The organism is Variovorax sp. J22P240 (assembly GCF_030316855.1).
Classification (GTDB): domain Bacteria; phylum Pseudomonadota; class Gammaproteobacteria; order Burkholderiales; family Burkholderiaceae_C; genus Variovorax.
The window spans coordinates 1-18,716 of sequence record NZ_JASZYR010000026.1; the positions used below are offsets into that span (position 1 = coordinate 1).

Genomic DNA, 18,716 nt, shown 5'->3' on the forward strand with positions numbered 1-18,716 from the left:
CCCCCCCCGAAGAGAGCGGTCGCTGCGCGGCAAGCCGCTTCGGGCTACGCCCTACGCGCCTTGCCGCGCAGCGAGTGAAGGAAGACTTACACCACTTGCTGGGACATCAACGTACGGTGTGTCAGCCTGTCGTCCGTAGGCCAATGCGGCATCCAAGTCCGCGTTCAAAATTGCCCAGACGGCCTTTAGTTGAGCGACGGCTTCAACGCGGGTCATGTAGAGGCTCCAGTTGATTCTCCAAGGCTGCGGTGGTAAAGCTGGGGGACCGCTTGTGGCCGGATGCAGCGCTTGGGCGTCGCCGTCGCAGCGAGAGAGGTCTCCTACTTGGCGGGGCAAGCGTTGACGCCCACCTGATAGGCGTCGTGACACGCTTGGTACACCACACGTTCGCGCACAGCGGACACGCAACCAGAATAGTGGCCGGTGCATTGCCGCACGCAATCGGGTTGGGCCTTGGATGTGTCAACATCTTTGGTTGGGAAGGGTGGTGCACCCGCTAAGAGGGAACGCGGCGGTACAAAGAGCGGCAGCAAGCTTCATCAAATTCCCTCGCGTGTTGTTGCCGCGATTCTGACCCAAGGCCGTGCATCCAACGCGAACTTCCGCTCCTCGCCGTTTTCAGTCCGGAGGGGTTCGCGCCGGATGCACTTGCCATGCCTTGTAGCCTCCTTGCGCGTACGAACTGGTGGGGAAATCACCGCCGACATAGACCGCGGTGAAAGGAATGTTGTTTGGCAGATCGAGCCGCCGTAGAAGCGCCTCCATATCGGGAATTGCCGTGAGCGCAGGGCGAACGGCCACCAGGAGGATGACGTCCGACCCGTAATTTTTCGCGCACTTTGCCGCAATGCGCTTCTCGATGGACCCCAGCAAACGGTCATCGAAGTTGATGCCGGACCACCTCTTAGGGGCCTCCGGATGACGGCGAGCTCCTTGCCATTGCATCTTTGAGTCCTCTTTGTCGTAGTACGCGCCGACGACCTCAATCCCGAGTGTCCGGCCGTCGAACCCATAGATGAGGTCAGGAGCCTCATCGCCTCGACATAGAAACGAATAACTCGTTCCGTCTCGTTCGTTCAACCACGCGATGAGGCTTTCACCGACCGCTCGTTCGTGTTGTTCTTGAATGGCTTCCAAAGGAATCTCGGAAAAGGAAGAAGGCCTCAGGATAGCGCCTCTTGGCCGGCTGAAGCCCGTCAATAGAGAACAGCATGCCTCTGTTTCTCGGCGAGGCCGCCAACGCTGCAGGGCGTTCAGAAAGGTCCGGTTGTGGCCGAGGCTGTGTGAAAACGCGATGCGGTCGACGTCATTCCGAAAGTCGACCTCTCAGACGGGCTCAGACAGCGTTTTCTCGAATGCTCAAAGGGGTCAAGGACCCTCAAAAACGTGAGTCAACGAAGTTCTCACACAGCCTCGGCCGAACTCTGCCTTACCTAGTTCCGGCGGCTAGGCTTTCGAGCCTGGCATCCAGTTTCTTGAGCCACACCCGCCGCTCCTTGTCGTAGGCGTGCCGGTTGTACACGCCCTGGATACCAGGCTGCACGTGCCCAAGGATCGCCTCGCCGACTTCACCGGGGCATCCGAGCGCCGCGAGCAGCGTTCGGCCTGTTCGTCGAAGATCATGCGGCGCCCATTTGGTCACCGGCAGGCGTGTCCGCTCCAGCTCTGGGTGAGTCTTGGCATAGGGCATGTGATAGTGGACCGCGACCCCGATAGTTTTCTGCTCGACATGCCCAAACCTTCCCCTCGACGGGAACAGGTAGCCCTTCGGGGTCGCTGCAAGCCGGCGACGCACGACCACCTCAGCGCGGCCGACGAGTGGTACCCGGAGATCCGTCGCGTGCTCGTGACGCGCATTCTTCGTCTTGAGCTTCGGCACCGTCCACCAAAGGCCAGTGGGTTCGTCAGTGATTTCGCCGGCCTCCATGGCCATGATCTCCGCCCCGCGCGTGCACGTCCACAGGTAGAGAGTCAGCGCATCGTCCGCGAGCTGCGTGAAGTTGGGCAACCAGCGGATCAGTTCGCCGGCCTCGGCGTCGCTGAGCACGCGCTTGACTGCGCCGGCCTTCTCACCGAGTAGCTCCTTGCCCTTGCTGCGGAGCTTGCCGCGCATGATCAGCCGCCACCAGTTTGGAGACTCCTCAGGCAGCCGACCGGCGTCGAGGGCGTAGTCCCATGCCGCGCCGAGTTCCTGTTTGATGCTTGCTGCCTGGACGGGAGTCGAAGAAAGTGCCTCGAGGAAGTCGAACGCTTCGGAGCGCTTCAGGGTCGCGGCCGTCAATTGGGCAACGGGGCCCAGGTTGCGATCCATCATCCGCCTGACCTCGGCCGCGCCCTTGGCCTTGCGATTGACGTCGATGTGCCCCGCGAGATAGTCCTCGACCAGGCGCCGCACGGTGTACGCCCCCACTCGCTTTTCCTTCGCTGCGGCAATCTCCACGGCGCGGTCGGCCTTCTGAGCCAGCGACGGATCGTTGCCAGCATCGCGGCTTAGCTTCAACGTCTCCCATTCCGAGACCGCCTTGCCGAAGGACATTGCAGGCCAGCGACCGATCGCCTTCTGCCGCATGCGCCCGTCGACCGGCGACTTGTAGCGGTAGGTCCATGTCTTCGTGGTGGCAGTCGCCTCCAGGCGAAGGCCGGGACAGCCGTCAACCATAATGTGCTGGTCGGGCTGCAGCTGCTTCGCAGCGCGCGCGTCAAAGTGCATGAAGTCCCGGTCGGCGTAGGTTTCCTGATGACCCGTTCCGCCGTCCGGCGTAACTTTCAAGATCAAGAGGGCCAAAACCTACGCTAGCGGCGCGAGTTTAGCCAAGTTTTGATAAGTGACGATAAGTTGAACTCTGAAACGATCGAGCGAGAAAAAGTCAATCAAATCAACGGCCTTCCATCAAAATCCGTTGTGAATCAAGCAGTTACGAAGCCCGACTTTTCAGGGCACACGCCCATGATGGCCCAGTACCTGGGTCTCAAGGCCAACCATCCGGACACTCTGCTCTTCTACCGGATGGGCGATTTCTACGAACTCTTTTACGCGGATGCTGAAAAGGCTGCGCGCCTGCTCGACATCACCCTGACCCAGCGCGGCCAGTCGGCCGGACAGCCCGTGACCATGTGCGGCGTGCCGTTCCACGCTGTCGACACGTACCTCGGCCGGCTGATCAAACTCGGCGAATCCGTCGCGATCTGCGAGCAGGTCGGCGAGGTCGGCGCAAGCAAGGGGCCGGTCGAGCGCAAGGTGGTTCGCGTGGTCACGCCCGGCACGCTGACCGACGCCGAGCTGCTCAATGACAAGAGCGAATCACTGCTGCTCTCCGTGCACGCAGGTACGCGCAACTTCTGCGGGCTCGCTTGGCTCAGCGTCACCGGGGCCGAACTCCGGCTGGCGGAATGTCCGGCCGATGCACTCGAAGCCTGGATCGCCCGCATCGCGCCCAGCGAACTGCTCTACAGCGCCGAGGTGACACCTGCCTTCGAGCAACGCCTGAAAGCCGCCCGCAGCGCCACACCATTCACCCTGTCGCTGCGACCAGCCTGGCAATTCGACGGCGGCCTGGGCGAACGCAAGCTCTGCGAACAGATGGGCAGCAACAACCTGGCGGCCTGGAGCGCCGAATCGCTGACCAACGCGCATGCCGCCGCCGCGGCTCTGCTGGGCTATGCGGAACACACCCAGGGCCGCGCGCTGTCGCACGTCCAACGGCTGTCGGTCGAACGCGATGGCGACCTGATCGAGTTGCCTCCGACCACGCGGCGCAACCTCGAACTGGTGCAGACCCTGCGCGGCGAGGAATCGCCGACGCTGTTCTCCCTGCTCGACACCTGCATGACCGGCATGGGCAGCCGGCTGCTCAAGCGCTGGCTGCTGGCACCGCGCCGCGATCGCGGCGATGCGCAGGCCCGGCTCGAAGCCATCGATGCACTCCAGGCCGCAGTGCCGGGTGGCACCTCCGCGGCCTGGCGCAGCTTGCGGGAACAACTCAAGAACACCAGTGACGTCGAGCGCATTGCGGCGCGCATCGCGCTGCGGCAAGTGCGCCCGCGCGAACTGGTGGCGCTCCGGCTCGCGCTCGCCAAGGCGGAACACCTGTCGCCCGCCCTGCCCACCTCGGCATCGCTCCCGGCGCAGATCGCCAACCAGCTCGCGCCGCCCGCCGGCTGCGTCGAACTGCTGCTGGCCGCGATCAGCCCGGAACCCGCCGCATTGGTGCGCGACGGCGGTGTCATCGCCACAGGCCATGACGCCGAACTCGACGAGCTGCGCGCCATCAGCGAGAACTGCGACGATTTCCTGCTGCAGCTCGAAGCCAGCGAGCGCGAACGCACCGGTATCGCGAATCTGCGCGTGCAATTCAACCGCGTGCATGGCTTCTACATCGAGGTCACGCAAAGCGCGCTTACCAAGGTGCCCGACAACTACCGCCGCCGCCAGACGCTGAAGAACGCCGAGCGCTTCATCACGCCCGAACTCAAGGCCTTCGAGGACAAGGCGTTATCGGCGCAGGACCGCGCCCTGGCGCGCGAGAAATGGCTCTACGAGCAACTGCTCGACGCCCTGCAGCCCTTCGTCGCGTCGCTGACTCGGCTGGCCGGCGCGCTGGCGACGCTCGACGCGCTGTGCGCCCTCGCCGAACGCTCGCATACCCTGCACTGGCGCGCGCCGCGTTTTGTGGCGCATCCGTGCATCGAGATCGACAAGGGCCGCCATCCGGTGGTCGAAGCCCGCCTCGCCGAAAAATCATCGGGCGCGTTCATTGCCAACGACACCCGCCTCGGTCCGCAGCAACGGATGCAGGTCATCACCGGCCCCAACATGGGCGGCAAGTCGACCTACATGCGGCAGGTCGCGATCATCGTGCTGCTGGCCTCGATCGGCTCGCACGTTCCGGCGGAATCCTGCCGGCTCGGGCCCATCGACGCGATCCACACGCGCATCGGCGCGGCGGACGACCTGGCCAATGCGCAATCGACCTTCATGCTGGAGATGACCGAGGCAGCACAGATCCTGCACGGCGCCACCGCCCATTCGCTGGTGCTGATGGACGAGATCGGCCGCGGCACGAGCACCTTCGATGGCCTCGCACTGGCCGCCGGCATCGCCGCGCAGCTCCACGACCGCACGCGCGCCTTCACGCTCTTCGCGACGCACTATTTCGAACTCACCGAGTTTCCGGCCACGCACCACGGCGCGGTCAACATGCACGTGAGCGCCACCGAAGCGGGGCGCGACATCGTGTTCCTGCACGAAATGCAGCCCGGCCCGGCCAGCAAGAGCTACGGGATTCAGGTCGCGCGGCTCGCCGGCATGCCGGCCGCCGTGGTCAACCATGCTCGCCAGGCGCTGGAAGCGCTGGAGGCCCAGCAGACGCAGACCCGCGCGCAGGTCGACCTCTTCGCACCGCCGCCGGTTGCCGAGGCACCAATGGCCAGCGCCGTAGAATCCGCGCTGACCGCGCTCGACCCCGACGCGATGAGCCCGCGCGAGGCATTGGAAGCGCTCTACTCACTGAAGAAACTCCAACTGCGCGACCAGGGCTGATGGTCCGATTCGTGCAAGAAGAACTCATGACTTACTGCGTCGGCATCAAACTCAACGCCGGACTGGTGTTTCTCTCCGATTCACGCACCAATGCGGGCGTGGATCACATCAGCACCTTCCGCAAGATGATCGTCTACGAGCAGCCGGGCGACCGCGTCATGGTGCTGCTGTCGGCGGGGAACCTGAGCATTTCGCAGTCGGTGCGCGAAATCCTCCAGATCGAGGAACTTCGCGAGGTACGGGAAGACGGCGAGGACGGCCCGCCGATCACGATCTGGAACGCCAAGAGCATGTTCGACGCCGCCCGCGTGCTCGGCTCGGCCGTGCGCCACGTGTACGACCGCGACGCCGAGGCGCTCAAGCACGCCGGGCTGGATTTCAACGTCTCCTTCGTCTTCGGCGGCCAGGTCAAGGGCGAAGGCATGCGCCTCTTCCTTGTCTACGCCGCCGGTAATTTCATCGAGGCGACCAGCGAGACACCCTACTTCCAGGTCGGCGAATCGAAATATGGCAAGCCCGTGCTCGACCGCGTGCTGACGCCAGACACCCCGCTCGACGAAGCCGCCAAGTGCGCGCTGGTCTCGATGGATTCGACGATGAAGTCGAACCTGTCGGTCGGCCTGCCGCTGGACCTGGTGGTCTACGAGGCCAACCGCCTGCAGACCGACAAGGTGGTCTGCATCGACGCCGACAACCCCTACTACCGCATGATGCACAACAGCTGGGGACAGAAGCTGCGCGAGGTGTTCGACAGCATCGAGGATCCGGTCTGGGACGACGCCTTCACCGAGCACCCGCTCAAGATGCCTGCCACGCGGCACAGCCCGCTGCGCAAGATTTCCACTCCAGACGAAAAGCTGATCTAGATAGAACTCGCCCCCAGGCTCGCCCACTTCGTGTGGCCGCCCACCCCCTGCCGGGGGCAACCCCGGCGGCCCGGCCAAGCCGGTTCCGCGGGGTTTTGCGAACGGGCATCGCTTCGCTGGCCGGCTTGTTCAAATCGCGCATTCCCATGCTCCCTCCCGTCATCTTTTCCCACGGCAACAGCTTTCCCGCGAGCACCTACCGCGTGATGCTCGACAGCCTGCGCAATCGCGGCTTCGAGATCGATGCGATCGAGAAATTCGGCCACGATCCAAAGTATCCTGTGACCGACAACTGGCCGCATCTCGTACAGCAGCTCGCGGACTTCGCGAACGAACGCGCCAAGCAGGCCGGCGCGCCGGTGTTCCTCATCGGTCATTCGCTCGGTGGATTCCTGAGCCTGATGTGCGCCGCGCGCCATCCGACGCTCGCCAGGGGCGTGGTGCTGATCGATTCGCCGATCATCGGAGGCTGGCGCGCCGGCACCATCAACCTCATGAAGCGCACGCCGCTGATGAAGAGCGTCTCACCCGGCATGATCAGCCGCAGGCGCAAGAACCTCTGGGAGCACCGCGAGGCGGTCTTCGAGCACTTTCGCAGCAAGAAGGCTTTCGCGAAATGGGACGAGCGCGTGCTGCGCGACTACATCGAGCACGGCACTTTCGATGTCGACGACGCACGGGCGCTGAGCTTCGATCGCGATGTGGAAACGGCGATCTACGACACGCTCCCCCACAACCTGAGCTCGCTGCTGCGCGCCCACCCGCTCAAGTGCCCCGTCGCCTTCATCGGCGGGCGCCAGTCCGTCGAGATGCGGCGGGTCGGCATGACGATGACGCAGCAGGTCACCAAGGGCCGCATCATGATGCTCGACGGCACGCACCTGTTCCCGATGGAAAAGCCGATCGCGACGGCCGCTGCGGTGGAGGCCTCATTGCGCAACTTGCTCGCCTAAAAAAAACCAACGACCGTCCCGATCCCCTTCCAGGAATACCGTGGAACCGGCTCCGCCGGGCCACGGGTATGGCCCCCGACAGGGGGTGGGCAGCTACACGAAGTGAGCAAGCCTGGGGGCGAGCGTCAATCCTTCCAGACGACAGCGCCACTCCACGCAGTCGCCAGCACCACGATGCCGAAGGCGATGCGATACCACGCGAAGGGGATGAAGTCGTGCGTGCTGATGTAGCGCAGCAGCCAGCGCACGCATAACCACGCGCTGACGAACGAGAACACCAGCCCGACCGCGAACAGCGGAATGTCGGCCACCGACAGCAGCGCGCGCTCCTTGTAGAGGCTGTAGGCCCCTGCGCCGATCAGCGTCGGAATTGCGAGGAAAAACGAGAAGTCGGTCGCCGCCTTGCGCGACAGCCCCAGCAGCATGCCGCCGATGATGGTCGCGCCGCTGCGGCTGGTGCCGGGGATCATCGCGAAGCATTGCACGATGCCGACCTTGAGCGCATCCCACGGCGTCATGTCGTCGACGTGCTCGACGCGCACCGAACCGGGTGGCCGCTTCTCGGCCCACAGGATGATGAAGCCGCCGATGATGAAGGTGCTGGCCACCACCACCGGCGTGAACAAGTGCGCCTTGATCATCTTGCCGAACAGCAGCCCCAGCACGACAGCCGGCAGGAAGCCGATCAGCACGTTGAGCGCGAAACGCCGCGCCTTGGGCTGGCGCGGCAGCGCGACGATGGTGGAATGGATCTTCTGCCAATAGACCAGGATGACCGCGAAGATCGCACCAGTCTGGATCGCAATGTCGAACACCTTGGCCTTGTCGTCGTCGAAGCCGAGCAGCGAGCCCGCGAGGATCAGATGGCCTGTCGATGAGATGGGTAGGAATTCCGTCAGACCCTCGACGATGCCCATGATGGCGGCCTTGACCAGCAAAACGATATCCACACACGCTCCTTGAAAGAGCGTCGATTATCGCGATGGCGGCGGTCAGGATCCGTTCAGGCGGCAGATCGGGCTGGGTGAGGCTCAGCGCTGCGAGATCACACGCACGATGGCCTCGCAGTGGTCACGAAAACCCATCCGGCCATAGAGACGGTGGGCGCTCTCGTTGTCTCGCATGACATGGAGGAACGGCGTTTCGCCGCGCTGCAACTGGCGGCGAATCAGTTTCGCGACCAGGCGGCGCGCAAGCCCTCGCCCCTGGGAGTCGGGGTGCGTGCACACGCCGCTGATCTCGCGCAGCGAACCCGCGCTCATGCGTTCGCCGGCCATGGCGATCAGGCGATCCCCTTCGAAGCAGCCGAAATACTCGCCGAGCTCGGGTGTCCTCGGCCCGAAGGGTCCAGGCCGTGTCAGCGCGGCCAGCTCGACGGCCTGCGCCGCATGCTCCGGCCGCAGTGGGACGGCGTCGCCCCACTCCTCAGCCTCGACCTCGGGCATGGGGCCGTCCCACACCATCCTGAACATGGTCGAATCCAGTTCGATCTGCCAGCCATCCGGCGCGTCACCCGACCAGTCCATGCAATAGAAGCGATCGCCCGGCTCGCAATAGCGAGCGAGTGCGTCGAAATCGGGACTCTGGACGTTCTCGAACCCGACGATCGGCGAGAAGCCCGGCGCGTACCGGCGGGCATGGCCATCGCCGATGGCGTATTTCGAATGCGGGCCGGCAAGGGTGTGCCAGGCGATGTTGTCGAGGAGATCCTTCATCGGAGCGCGGGTGCTGTGGACGGACGCTCATGCTACAGGCCCGACGGGGAGATCTTTCGACCGGAGAAGCATCCGAGTTGTCGGGGGATTTCTCCGGCCCTGCGCGTTCGCCACCACTGTGCCATCGCTTTCGGGTACGGTCGCCTCTCACCGTCACGAGTGCTTCTTCCCATGAACAGTCAACGTATGCAGCCGTCCGCGGCACCTGTCAATCTGCTGCCCACCACCACGGCTCGCGAACAGACGGGCATGGAAGAACTGGCCAACGCGCTGAGCCACGGCGCAGGGCTGATGCTCGCCATCGCGTCGCTGCCCATTCTGGTGTACAGCGCTTCCCAGGACGGAGCGGCGGCGGTGGTCGGCGCCAGTCTTTTCGCCGGCACGATGATCGCCCTGTACCCCTGTACCACGCGTTGCCAACGGGAAGGGCCAAGGCCTGGTTCAACCAGCTCGACCACGCAGCGATCTATCTGTTCATCGCCGGCAGCTACATCCCTTTTCTGCTGGGAGTGCTGCGCGGGCCCTGGGGATGGATGCTGTTCGGCGGCGTGTGGTCCGCAGCTGCACTGGGGGTCGCCGCCAAGCTGTTCAACCGGCTTCGGCATCCGCTGTGGTCCACCGGCCTGTACGTGGCCATGGGATGGATGGTCGTGATCGCGGCCGTCCCGCTGTATGAGCGCATGTCTGCGGCAGGGCTCACCTGGCTCGTCGCCGGTGGCCTGCTCTACACGGCAGGTGCTGTGGTCTTTCTGCTGGACTCCAAAGTGCGCTTCGCGCATTTCGCCTGGCATCTGTTCGTGCTTGGCGGCAGCGCCTGCCATTTCTTCGCTGCGCTCTGGTACGCGCAGGGCTGAGTCAAACGCGCTCGCGCAGGGCGCGCACGGCGCTGTCGACCGTGGTCAGTACCGGCAGGCCCGTCGCAGCCTCACAGGCCTTCCGCGCCCGCGCCATGCTGAATTGCGCCAGGGCGATGCGCGTGCAGCCACGGTCGCGGAGCGAACGGGCCTGCGCGACGATCAATTCATCGTGCCGCTGGGCGTCTCCGGCGTTCAGCGCGTCGAGTGCACCTTCGGCGAGCGCGAGTTCGAGTTCCACGCTCGGCGGAAACTCAGGCGGCATCGACTCCAACGTCGGCCCGAAGGTCGCGAGAAGCCCAAGCTTGCCGGCACCGGCCGCAGCCTCCGCCACCATGGCCTCATTGGGCTTCAGCACTGGAATGCCCGCATGCCGCCGCGCCACCGCCTCGATGCATGGCCCGAAGGCCGAGCAGGTGAAGAGGATGCCCTGTGCACCGGTGTCGACCGCGTACTGCGCCAGCCGCTGGAAGCGCTCGTGCATCGCCTCATCCAGTCCACGCCCGCCGCGCGCGAGATCGGCGCTCAGGCTGTCGTCGATCAGGTTCATGCGCGTGGCCGCGGGCCAGTCGCGTTCGAGCGCCTCGTTGATGGGAGCGACCGAATGGGTCAGCGCGTGGATCAGGGCAATGCGGGTCATGGGAGAGGCTCAGATCTCCTTCGACGACGGATTGGCGAACGCGTCCTTCGTCTCGGCGTTGAGCGGGTAGTTGATGTTGATGTTCTTCGGCGGAGGAATCGGCGACATGAACCAGCGGTTGTACAGCTTTTCCATTTCGCCCGATTTCATCATCCCGCCGACCACGCGGCCCCTCAGCGCCTTGGCCTCGCGCATCGACCAGGCCGAAGCGCAGTTGTTCGAGTCGGGCGCTTACCTCCAGGCCGCCCCGCCTGCGCGGCGGCTGACGACTCAGGAGCCGGCGCGCGCCACGGGCGGCTGCTTCGTGCCCGGCGCCATCCACTCGGCCTCCCAGCCGCCGCCCAGCGACTGGATCAGTCCCACGGCCGCGTTCTGGCGGTTGACCTGCAACTGCAGCAGGTTGCGCCGCGCGTTGAGCGCCGAGACCTGCGCCACCACGACGCTCGTGTAGTCGATGGTGCCCGCGCGGTAGCGGTTGACGAACTGCTGCTCCGTTCGGTCCGCGGCGGCCGATGCCTGCCGGCGCAGACCTTCCTGCTCGGCGAGGCTGGCGCCCGCAGTGAGTTGGTCTTCGACATTCTGGAAGGCGGTCAATACCGTCTGGCGGTAGCGCGCCACGGACGCCTCATGACCTGCCTTGGCCGCGTCCACGCTGGCGCCGATGGCTCCCGCGTCGAACACGACCTGCGCGACGGACAGCCCCAGAGACCAGAGCGTGTTCGATGCATTGAACAGATCGCCGACGCGGCTCGACGCACTGCTGATGCCCCCGTTCAGCGTGAAGCTGGGGTAGTACGCCGCGCGCGCGATGCCGATCTGTGCATTGGCCGCAGCCACGTCACGCTCGGCAGCGGCGATGTCGGGCCGGCGCTGCAGCAGGGTCGAGGGCACGCCGGCCGGAATGCCGGGCACGACGGGATTCCACTCGGCCACCGGCAAGGAGAAGTCCGCAGGCGCGGCGCCGACCAAGACGGCAATCGCATGTTCCAGCGTATCGCGGTTCCGCTGGGTCTCGAGGGCGTCGGCCTGCGTGTTGACGTACAGGGTCTCCGCCTGCAGCACATCGCTCTGCGCCGCAATGCTTGCAGCGTAGCGGTTGCGTGTGATCTCCAGGCTGCGCTTGTAGCCTTCGAGCGTTTCCCTCAGGATGCGCAGTTCGGCATCTGCCTCGCGCAGCGAGAAATAGCTGCTCGCAAGGCTGCCCACGGTGGACAGCCGTGCCAGGGCGAGATCGGCTTCGCTCGCCTGAGCGCCGGCCTGCGCACTGTCCACGGCCTTGCGCAGCCGGCCCCACACGTCCGGCGCCCAGTCGGCGTTGAGCGAAGCGGTCATGGCGTTGGTTGGCGAAGTGTTGCGGGCGCCAGCCCGGCGCGCGCTGCCGTCGGCCGAGACGGTGGGGAACAGCGCCGCGCGCTGCCCGCGCACCAGCGCCTGCGCCTGCGAGTAGTTGGCGACAGCCACCGCGATGTTCTGGTTGGACACCTGCACACGCGCCGCAAGCTCGTTCAGCACCGGATCGCCGAAGAGCGTCCACCACTCGCCACGGTCCAGCGCGTCGGCGGGCGCCGCGGGGAGCCAGCCCTCGGCAGCGGGTGCGGATTTCCATGCGGCCGGCGCCGTGGTCTCGGGCTGGACATAGGCAGGGCCGATGGCGCAGCCTGCCAGCGCCGCAGCCAATGCCAAGACCAGGGCAGTGCGCTCGAGACCGCCTGCACGGCGGCGGGGAAAAAGTCGATTCGTTGCGGTCATGGTGTCGGATGCTCTGTCGCGGGCCTTCATGCGGAGGCGTCGGCCGCGCGGCCCAGGAATTTCTCGTTGGCGGGACGCCGGCGCAGCTTGTCGAGCAGCACGTAGACGACCGGCGTGGTCAGCAGCGTCAGCAACTGGCTCGCGATCAGTCCGCCGATGATCGCCACGCCCAGCGGCTGGCGCAGCTCCGCGCCGAGGCCGAAGCCGATGGCGAGCGGCAACGCACCGAGCGCAGCGGCCAGCGTGGTCATCAGGATCGGACGGAAGCGCAGCAGGCAGGCCTCGCGCACCGCCTCCACGGCGGTCAGTCCGCGCGAGCGCTCGGCCTCCAGCGCGAAGTCGATGATCAGGATGGCGTTCTTCTTGACGATGCCGATCAGCAGGAACACGCCGATCAACGCGATGATCGAGAACTCCATGCGAAACAGCAGCAGCGCCAGCACCGCGCCCACGCCGGCCGAAGGCAGCGTGGTCAGGACGGTGATCGGGTGGATGAGGCTCTCGTAGAGCACGCCCAGCACGATGTAGATCACGATCAGCGCCGCGATGATCAGGAACCACTGCTGCCCCTGCGACTGTTGCGCCGCCAGCGCCGTGCCCTGGAAGCTGCCGCGCACGTTGACCGGCATGGCGATGTCGGCCTCGGCCTGCGCGACGATGCGCTTGGCATCCGACAGGCTCACGCCATCGGCCAGGCTGAAGGAGACGGTACTCGCGAGCTCGGTGTCCTGGTGGTCGATGGAGGTCGGTACCGCGCGCTCGGTGAACTTCGCGAAGGCCGACAGCGGCACCATGAGCGTCGTGTCGGTGGCGATCTGCTGGCCGGCGGATGACGTGCGCGACCCCGGATTGGCGGAGGTCGTGGTCGACGTGCCTGTGGTCGCGTCCTTGTTGAGTTCGACCGAGGACGTGATCGACTCGCCGCTCGTGGTGGTCGTCGTGTTCAGGGTCGAGGGCACGTACAGGTCCCTGAGTGCGTTCGGCGAGCGCTGGAAGCGTGGCGACCACTCCATGATCACCGAGTACTGGTTGAGCTCGTCGTAGATGGTCGCCACCGAGCGCTGCCCGTAGGCGTTGTAGAGCGCGTTGTCCACTGCGGCCGATGTCACGCCGAGCCGCGCCGCGGCATTGCGATCGACCTCGACGAAGGTCTCGACGCCGTTGTCGGCGTCGTCGCTGTCCACGTCGGTCAGCGCGGTTTCCTGGCGCAGCCGGTCGGCCAGCTTGGTCGACCACGCACGCAGGTCGGCGAGGTTGTCGCTCTTGAGCGTGTACTGGTAGCTGGAATTGCTCGAGCGCCCGCCCATGCGAAGGTCCTGCACCGGACTCAGGAACACGCGCAGCCCCGAGAGCTGGTTGAGCTGCGGACGCAGGCGGTCGATGACGGCCTGCGTCTTCACATTGCGTTCGGACACCGGCTTGAGGTTGACGAACATGAAGCCGCCGCCCGCACGCCCGCCACCCGAGAAGCCCACCACCGTGTCGACGGCCGGGTCCTTGCGGATGATGTCCACCGCCTGCCGGAGCTTCTCGGCCACGGCCGCCGACGAGATGCTCTGGTCGGCGCGCAGGCCGGCGTTGAGCTGACCATTGTCCTGCTGGGGGAAGTAGCCCTTGGGAATCGCGTTGAAGAGATAAACATTGAGCCCGATCACCGCCAGCAGCACGACGATCACGACGCCCTTGCTCGCCAGCGCCCAGTCGAGGCTGTGGGCATACACACGCAGCGTGCCGTCCCATGCGCGCTCCGACTGCCGGATGAACCAGCCGCGCACGCGTCCGGGCTTCTTGCCGCCCTCTTCCGCCTCGCTTCGCAGCAGCATGGCGCACAGCATCGGCGTGGTGGTGAGCGAGATCACGAGCGAAATCAGCACCGCGGCCGACAGCGTGACAGCGAATTCGCGGAACAGCCGCCCCACCTGCCCGCCCATGAACAGCAGCGGGATGAACACCGCCACCAGCGATAGGCTGATCGACAGCACCGTGAAGCCGACCTCCCGCGCGCCGCGCAGTGCCGCCTCGACGCGGTTCATGCCGGCCTCGACGTGGCGAGTCGTGTTCTCGAGCACGACGATCGCGTCATCCACCACGAAGCCGGTGGCGACCGTGAGCGCCATCAGGCTCAGGTTGTTGAGGCTGTAGCCCAGCAGGTGCATCACGCCGAAGGTGCCGAGCAGCGAGACGATCGTCGCCACGGCCGGCACGATGGTGGCGCGGGCCTTGCGCAGGAACAATCCGACCACCAGCACGACGAGCACCACGGAGATCATCAGCGTGAACTCGATCTCTCGCAGCGAGGCACGGATCGAGTTGGTGCGGTCGGAGGCGACCTGGATGTCGATGTCCTGCGGCAGTTGCTCGCGCAGCTCGGGCAGCAGCTTGCGCACGCCGTCCACGGTCTCGATGATGTTGGCCCCCGGCGATTGCGTGACGAGCACCACGACCGAGGGCTCGCCATTGAAGAGACCCAACGTGCGAGTGTTCTCCACACTGTCGATGACTCGCGCCACATCGCCCAGGCGCACTGCGGCATCGTTGCGCCACGCAATGACGAGGTCGCGGTAGTCAGCAGCACGACGCCCCGGCGCCGGCGTATAGATCTGCAGTTTGCGATCGGCGCTTTCGATCGCGCCCTTCGGCCGGTTGGCGTTGTTGGCCTGAATGGCCGCGCGCACATCCTCGGTGCTGATGCCCAGCTTGTTGAGCGCGAACGGCTCCAGCTCGACGCGCACCGCAGGCAGTGATCCGCCGCCGATCTCGACCTCGCCCACACCCTCGACCTGCGACAGCCGCTGGCTCACGATGTTCGACACCGCTTCGTAGATCTGGCCGGGCGTGCGAGTCTTGGAGGTCAGCGCCAGGATGATGACCGGCGCCGCCGTGGGATTGCGCTTGCGGTAGGTCGGATTGCTGCGCAGCGTGGCGGGCAGATCGACACGAGCGGCGTTGATGGCGGCCTGCACCTCACGTGCCGCGCTGTCGATGTTGCGGCTCAGGTCGAACTGGAGCGTGACACGAGCGGAGCCGTTGGAACTCGTCGACGTCAGTTCATTGACGCCGGGAATGATGCCCAGTCTGCGCTCCAGAGGCGTCGCGACGCTCGAAGCCATCGTGCTCGGGCTTGCACCGGCAAGGCTGGCCTGTACGGAGATGGTCGGGAAGTCGACTTGCGGGAGCGGCGAAACCGGCAGCACGAAGAACGCGACGATGCCGGCCAGGGCAATGCCGATGGTCAGCAATACCGTGGCGATGGGGCGCTCGACAAAAGGCTTGGAAAGGTTCAAGCAGTCGCCCTCCGTCCAAACCTCTGCCCCATCCGATCGAACGCCAGATAGATCACGGGCGTGGTGAACAGCGTCAACACCTGGCTCACGACGAGCCCACCAAAGATCGCCAACCCAAGAGGACGCCGCAGCTCAGCGCCCTCGCCCCACCCGAACATCAGAGGCAGCGCGGCAAACAAGGCGGCCAGCGTGGTCATCAAGATGGGCCGGAACCGCAGCAACGCCGCCTGGTGAATCGCCTCCAGCGGCGCCTTCCCCTGGTTGCGTTCGGCGTCGATCGCGAAGTCGATCATCATGATCGCGTTCTTCTTCACGATGCCGATCAGCAGGATGATCCCGATGATTCCGATCACCCCCAGGTCATTGCCCGTCACCATCAAGGCCAGCAACGCACCCACACCTGCCGAAGGCAGCGTGGAAAGAATCGTCAGCGGGTGGATGTAGCTCTCGTACAGCACCCCCAGCACGATGTACACGCACACCACCGCCGCCAGAATCAGCCACAGCTGGTTGGTCAGCGACTTCTCGTAGGCCCCTGCGGCACCGAGGAACGTCATGCTCACGCTCGCCGGCATGGCAATGTCCTTCGCCGCCGCACGGATCGCCGCGACCGACTTGCCTAGCGCCACATCCGGTGCCGTATCGAAGCCCACCGTCGCCGCCGGGTACTGCGCCACCCGCGTCACCTGCAAGGGCGCGAACTGCTCCCGCACCGTCGCCAGCGAAGACAGCGGTGTCGCCGTGCCCGCACCCGTGCGCAACTGAAGATTGCCCAACCCCTCCGGCGAAGCCAGCGCCTCGCGCTGCGCTTCCAGAATCACGCGGTACTGATTGGTCTCGGTGAAGATCGTCGAGACGATGCGCTGGCCGAACGCGCTATAGAGCACGTCGTCCACCGAACTGGCTGTCACCGACAGGCGCGACGCCGTGTTGCGGTCGATATCCACATAGGCAGCCAAGCCTTGGGCGCCGGCATCCGTCGTCGGATTGCGCACCTGCGGCACGCTACGCAGACGCTCGACGAGCTTGCGCGCCCAAGTGTTCACCGTCGCGGTATCGACACCTTCGAGCGACACGCGGAACTCCGTCGGCCCGGTCTCGGCATCGATCGTCAAGTCCTGTGTCGGCTGGAGATAGAGCGTCACGCCGGCCACGTTGCTGCGCACGCGTTCGCGCAGCCGCTGCATCACTTCACTCTGCGTATCGTGATCGCGGCGCAGGTTGATGAGCATGCTGCCCGTGTTCAACGCCGTGTTGTTCGCTGCATCCACACCGACCACCGAACTCAGGCTCTGCACATCCGGGTCGGCGAGGATCGCGTTGGCTGCGGATTGCTGCAACTCGGCCATGCGCGCGTACGACACTTCCTGCGCCGCCTCGATCCGCGCCTTGAGCTGCCCCGTATCCTGCGTCGGAAACAGCCCCTTGGGAATGAAGACGTACAGCAGCACGGTCAGCGCCAGCGTCAGCAACGCCACCACCATCGTCAGCGACTGGTGACGGAACACCCACTGCAGCCAGATGTCATAGCGCGCGATCACACGGTCGAAGAAGCGTTGCACGCTCGCCCCGAAGCGGCCGCCCTCTTCCGCCTCCGGCTTGAGCCAGCGCGCGGACATCATCGGCACCAGCGTGAGCGAGACCACCGCGGAGATCAGGATGGTGATCGCCAGCGTGACCGCGAACTCGCGGAAAAGCCGCCCCACCACGTCGCCCATGAACAGCAGCGGAATCAGCACCGCGATCAGCGAGACCGTCAGGGAAATGATGGTGAAGCCGATCTGCGTCGCGCCCTTGAGCGCAGCCTGGAATGGCGGCTCGCCCTTCTCCAGGTAGCGGGCGATGTTCTCGATCATCACGATCGCGTCGTCCACCACGAAGCCGGTCGCGATGGTCAGCGCCATCAGGCTCAGGTTGTTGAGGCTGTAGCCCAGCAGATACATCAGCCCGAAGGTGCCGATCAGCGAGATGGGCACCGCGATGCTGGCGATGATGGTCGCGCGCACGCTGTGCAGGAAGAAGAAGATCACCAGCACGACCAGCACCACGGCGAGCGCCAGTTCGAGCTGCACGTGGCTGACCGATGCGCGGATGCCGGTCGTGCGGTCGCTCAGCACCTCGACCTTCAGCGAGCCGGGCAGCGATGCCTCCAGTTCGGGCAGCTGCTTCTTGATGGCGTCGACCGTGCCGATCACGTTGGCGCCGGGTTGGCGCTGCACGTTGAGAATGATCGCCGGGTACAGCTTGCCGTCCTGCTCGCCGGTCTTCGCACTCGAATGCACGGCTGCCCAGGCGCCGAGCTGCGTGTTCTCCGCACCGTCGATGACGCGCGCCACGTCGGTCATGCGTACGGGGGCGCCGTTCTTCCACGCGACGATGAGGTTCTTGTAGTCGGCCGCCGTCACGAGCTGGTCGTTGGCGTTGATGGTGTACGCGCGCTTCGGTCCGTCGAAGCTGCCCTTGGCGCTGTTGGCGTTGGCCGCGGCGATCGCGGTGCGCAAGGTGTCGAGCCCGATGCCGACCGACGCCAGCGCGTTGGTGTTGGCCTGGATGCGCACCGCCGGCCGCTGGCCGCCCGAGAGCGACACCAGACCGACGCCACCAACCTGGCTGATCTTCTGCGCGAGCCGCGTATTCACGAGGTTCTGCACCTCGGTGAGCGGCATGGTTTCGGAACTCACAGCCAGCGTGAGGATGGGCGCATCCGCGGGATTGACCTTGGCGTAGACGGGCGGCGCCGGCAGGTCGGCCGGCAGCAGCGAGCCACCCGCGTTGATGGCGGCTTGCACCTGCTGCTCGGCGACGTCGAGCGTCTGGTCGAGCGCGAACTGCAGCGTGACGATCGACACGCCGGTCGCGCTGGTCGAACTCATGCGGTCGAGTCCGGCCATCTGGCCGAACTGGCGCTCCAGCGGCGCGGTCACGGTGCGGCTCATCACCTCCGGGCTCGCGCCGGGGTAGAGCGTCTGCACCTGGATGGTCGGGTAGTCGACCTGCGGCAACGCCGCCAGCGGCAGGAAGCGGAATCCGACCAGGCCCGCGAGCACGATCGCGAGCATGAGCAGCGCCGTCGCGACGGGCCGCTCGATGAATGGCTTCGACGGGCTCATGCGCTC

General features: G+C 65.6%; 11 protein-coding genes and 2 pseudogenes. 4 read left to right on the plus strand and 9 right to left on the minus strand.

From position 1 onward, the window contains the following. Positions 1-618: 618 nt before the first annotated feature. Complete coding sequence (locus QTI24_RS30175; RefSeq protein WP_286605503.1) at positions 619-1,137, minus strand: hypothetical protein; 519 nt, start codon at positions 1,135-1,137, stop codon at positions 619-621. A gap of 292 nt (positions 1,138-1,429) precedes the next feature. Next, on the minus strand, positions 1,430-2,710 hold the full coding sequence (locus QTI24_RS30180) for a tyrosine-type recombinase/integrase (protein ID WP_286605567.1): 1,281 nt from the start codon (positions 2,708-2,710) through the stop codon (positions 1,430-1,432). 237 nt (positions 2,711-2,947) lie between these two features. On the opposite strand from QTI24_RS30180, the gene mutS reads away from it, so the two are divergent. The 3 genes from mutS (at position 2,948) to QTI24_RS30195 (ending at position 7,358) form a co-directional block, all read left to right on the plus strand. After that, the gene (gene mutS / locus QTI24_RS30185) at positions 2,948-5,539 is read left to right on the plus strand and encodes a DNA mismatch repair protein MutS (RefSeq protein WP_286605505.1); all 2,592 of its coding nucleotides are present in this window, start codon (positions 2,948-2,950) and stop codon (positions 5,537-5,539) included. 26 nt (positions 5,540-5,565) lie between these two features. Beyond that, positions 5,566-6,405: a proteasome-type protease gene (locus QTI24_RS30190; RefSeq protein ID WP_286605508.1), complete on the plus strand. Its 840-nt coding sequence runs from the start codon at positions 5,566-5,568 to the stop codon at positions 6,403-6,405. 146 nt (positions 6,406-6,551) lie between these two features. Beyond that, the gene (locus tag QTI24_RS30195; RefSeq protein ID WP_286605509.1) at positions 6,552-7,358 is read left to right on the plus strand and encodes an alpha/beta fold hydrolase; all 807 of its coding nucleotides are present in this window, start codon (positions 6,552-6,554) and stop codon (positions 7,356-7,358) included. A 125-nt stretch (positions 7,359-7,483) separates the two neighbouring features. On the opposite strand, the gene QTI24_RS30200 is transcribed toward QTI24_RS30195, so the two are convergent. Both QTI24_RS30200 and QTI24_RS30205 read right to left on the minus strand, forming a co-directional pair. Continuing rightward, on the minus strand, positions 7,484-8,308 hold the full coding sequence (locus QTI24_RS30200) for an undecaprenyl-diphosphate phosphatase (RefSeq protein ID WP_286605511.1): 825 nt from the start codon (positions 8,306-8,308) through the stop codon (positions 7,484-7,486). A gap of 81 nt (positions 8,309-8,389) precedes the next feature. Next, a complete protein-coding gene (locus tag QTI24_RS30205; protein ID WP_286605513.1) occupies positions 8,390-9,073 on the minus strand; it encodes a GNAT family N-acetyltransferase in 684 nt (227 codons plus the stop codon). A 186-nt stretch (positions 9,074-9,259) separates the two neighbouring features. On the opposite strand from QTI24_RS30205, the pseudogene trhA reads away from it, so the two are divergent. After that, positions 9,260-9,927, plus strand: a pseudogene (gene trhA, locus QTI24_RS30210) (PAQR family membrane homeostasis protein TrhA). Between the two features lies 1 nt (position 9,928). Here trhA and QTI24_RS30215 read toward each other — a convergent pair. From QTI24_RS30215 to QTI24_RS30235, 5 genes and pseudogenes are all read right to left on the minus strand, one after another. Then, complete coding sequence (locus tag QTI24_RS30215; RefSeq protein WP_286605515.1) at positions 9,929-10,567, minus strand: aspartate/glutamate racemase family protein; 639 nt, start codon at positions 10,565-10,567, stop codon at positions 9,929-9,931. A gap of 9 nt (positions 10,568-10,576) precedes the next feature. Continuing rightward, positions 10,577-10,750 (minus strand): annotated as a pseudogene (locus QTI24_RS30220) (amino acid ABC transporter substrate-binding protein); the annotation flags it as partial. Positions 10,751-10,837: 87 nt separating this feature from the next. Then, positions 10,838-12,316 carry an efflux transporter outer membrane subunit gene (locus QTI24_RS30225; protein ID WP_286605517.1) on the minus strand — a complete coding sequence of 493 codons (1,479 nt, stop codon included), beginning with the start codon at positions 12,314-12,316 and terminating at the stop codon, positions 10,838-10,840. A gap of 26 nt (positions 12,317-12,342) precedes the next feature. Continuing rightward, positions 12,343-15,600: an efflux RND transporter permease subunit gene (locus tag QTI24_RS30230; RefSeq protein ID WP_286605519.1), complete on the minus strand. Its 3,258-nt coding sequence runs from the start codon at positions 15,598-15,600 to the stop codon at positions 12,343-12,345. After that, complete coding sequence (locus tag QTI24_RS30235) at positions 15,597-18,710, minus strand: efflux RND transporter permease subunit (RefSeq protein ID WP_286605521.1); 3,114 nt, start codon at positions 18,708-18,710, stop codon at positions 15,597-15,599. Before QTI24_RS30235 ends, QTI24_RS30230 begins: the two co-directional genes overlap by 4 nt. Positions 18,711-18,716: the final 6 nt, after the last annotated feature.

Coding starts and splice junctions, on each gene's coding strand:
- QTI24_RS30180 (WP_286605567.1), bottom strand. CDS start 2,710: ATGCACTTTGACGCGCGCGCTGCGAAGCAGCTGCAGCCCGACCAGCAC.
- mutS (WP_286605505.1), top strand. CDS start 2,948: ATGATGGCCCAGTACCTGGGTCTCAAGGCCAACCATCCGGACACTCTG.
- QTI24_RS30190 (WP_286605508.1), top strand. CDS start 5,566: ATGACTTACTGCGTCGGCATCAAACTCAACGCCGGACTGGTGTTTCTC.
- QTI24_RS30195 (WP_286605509.1), top strand. CDS start 6,552: ATGCTCCCTCCCGTCATCTTTTCCCACGGCAACAGCTTTCCCGCGAGC.
- QTI24_RS30205 (WP_286605513.1), bottom strand. CDS start 9,073: ATGAAGGATCTCCTCGACAACATCGCCTGGCACACCCTTGCCGGCCCG.
- QTI24_RS30215 (WP_286605515.1), bottom strand. CDS start 10,567: ATGACCCGCATTGCCCTGATCCACGCGCTGACCCATTCGGTCGCTCCC.
- QTI24_RS30225 (WP_286605517.1), bottom strand. CDS start 12,316: ATGACCGCAACGAATCGACTTTTTCCCCGCCGCCGTGCAGGCGGTCTC.
- QTI24_RS30235 (WP_286605521.1), bottom strand. CDS start 18,710: ATGAGCCCGTCGAAGCCATTCATCGAGCGGCCCGTCGCGACGGCGCTG.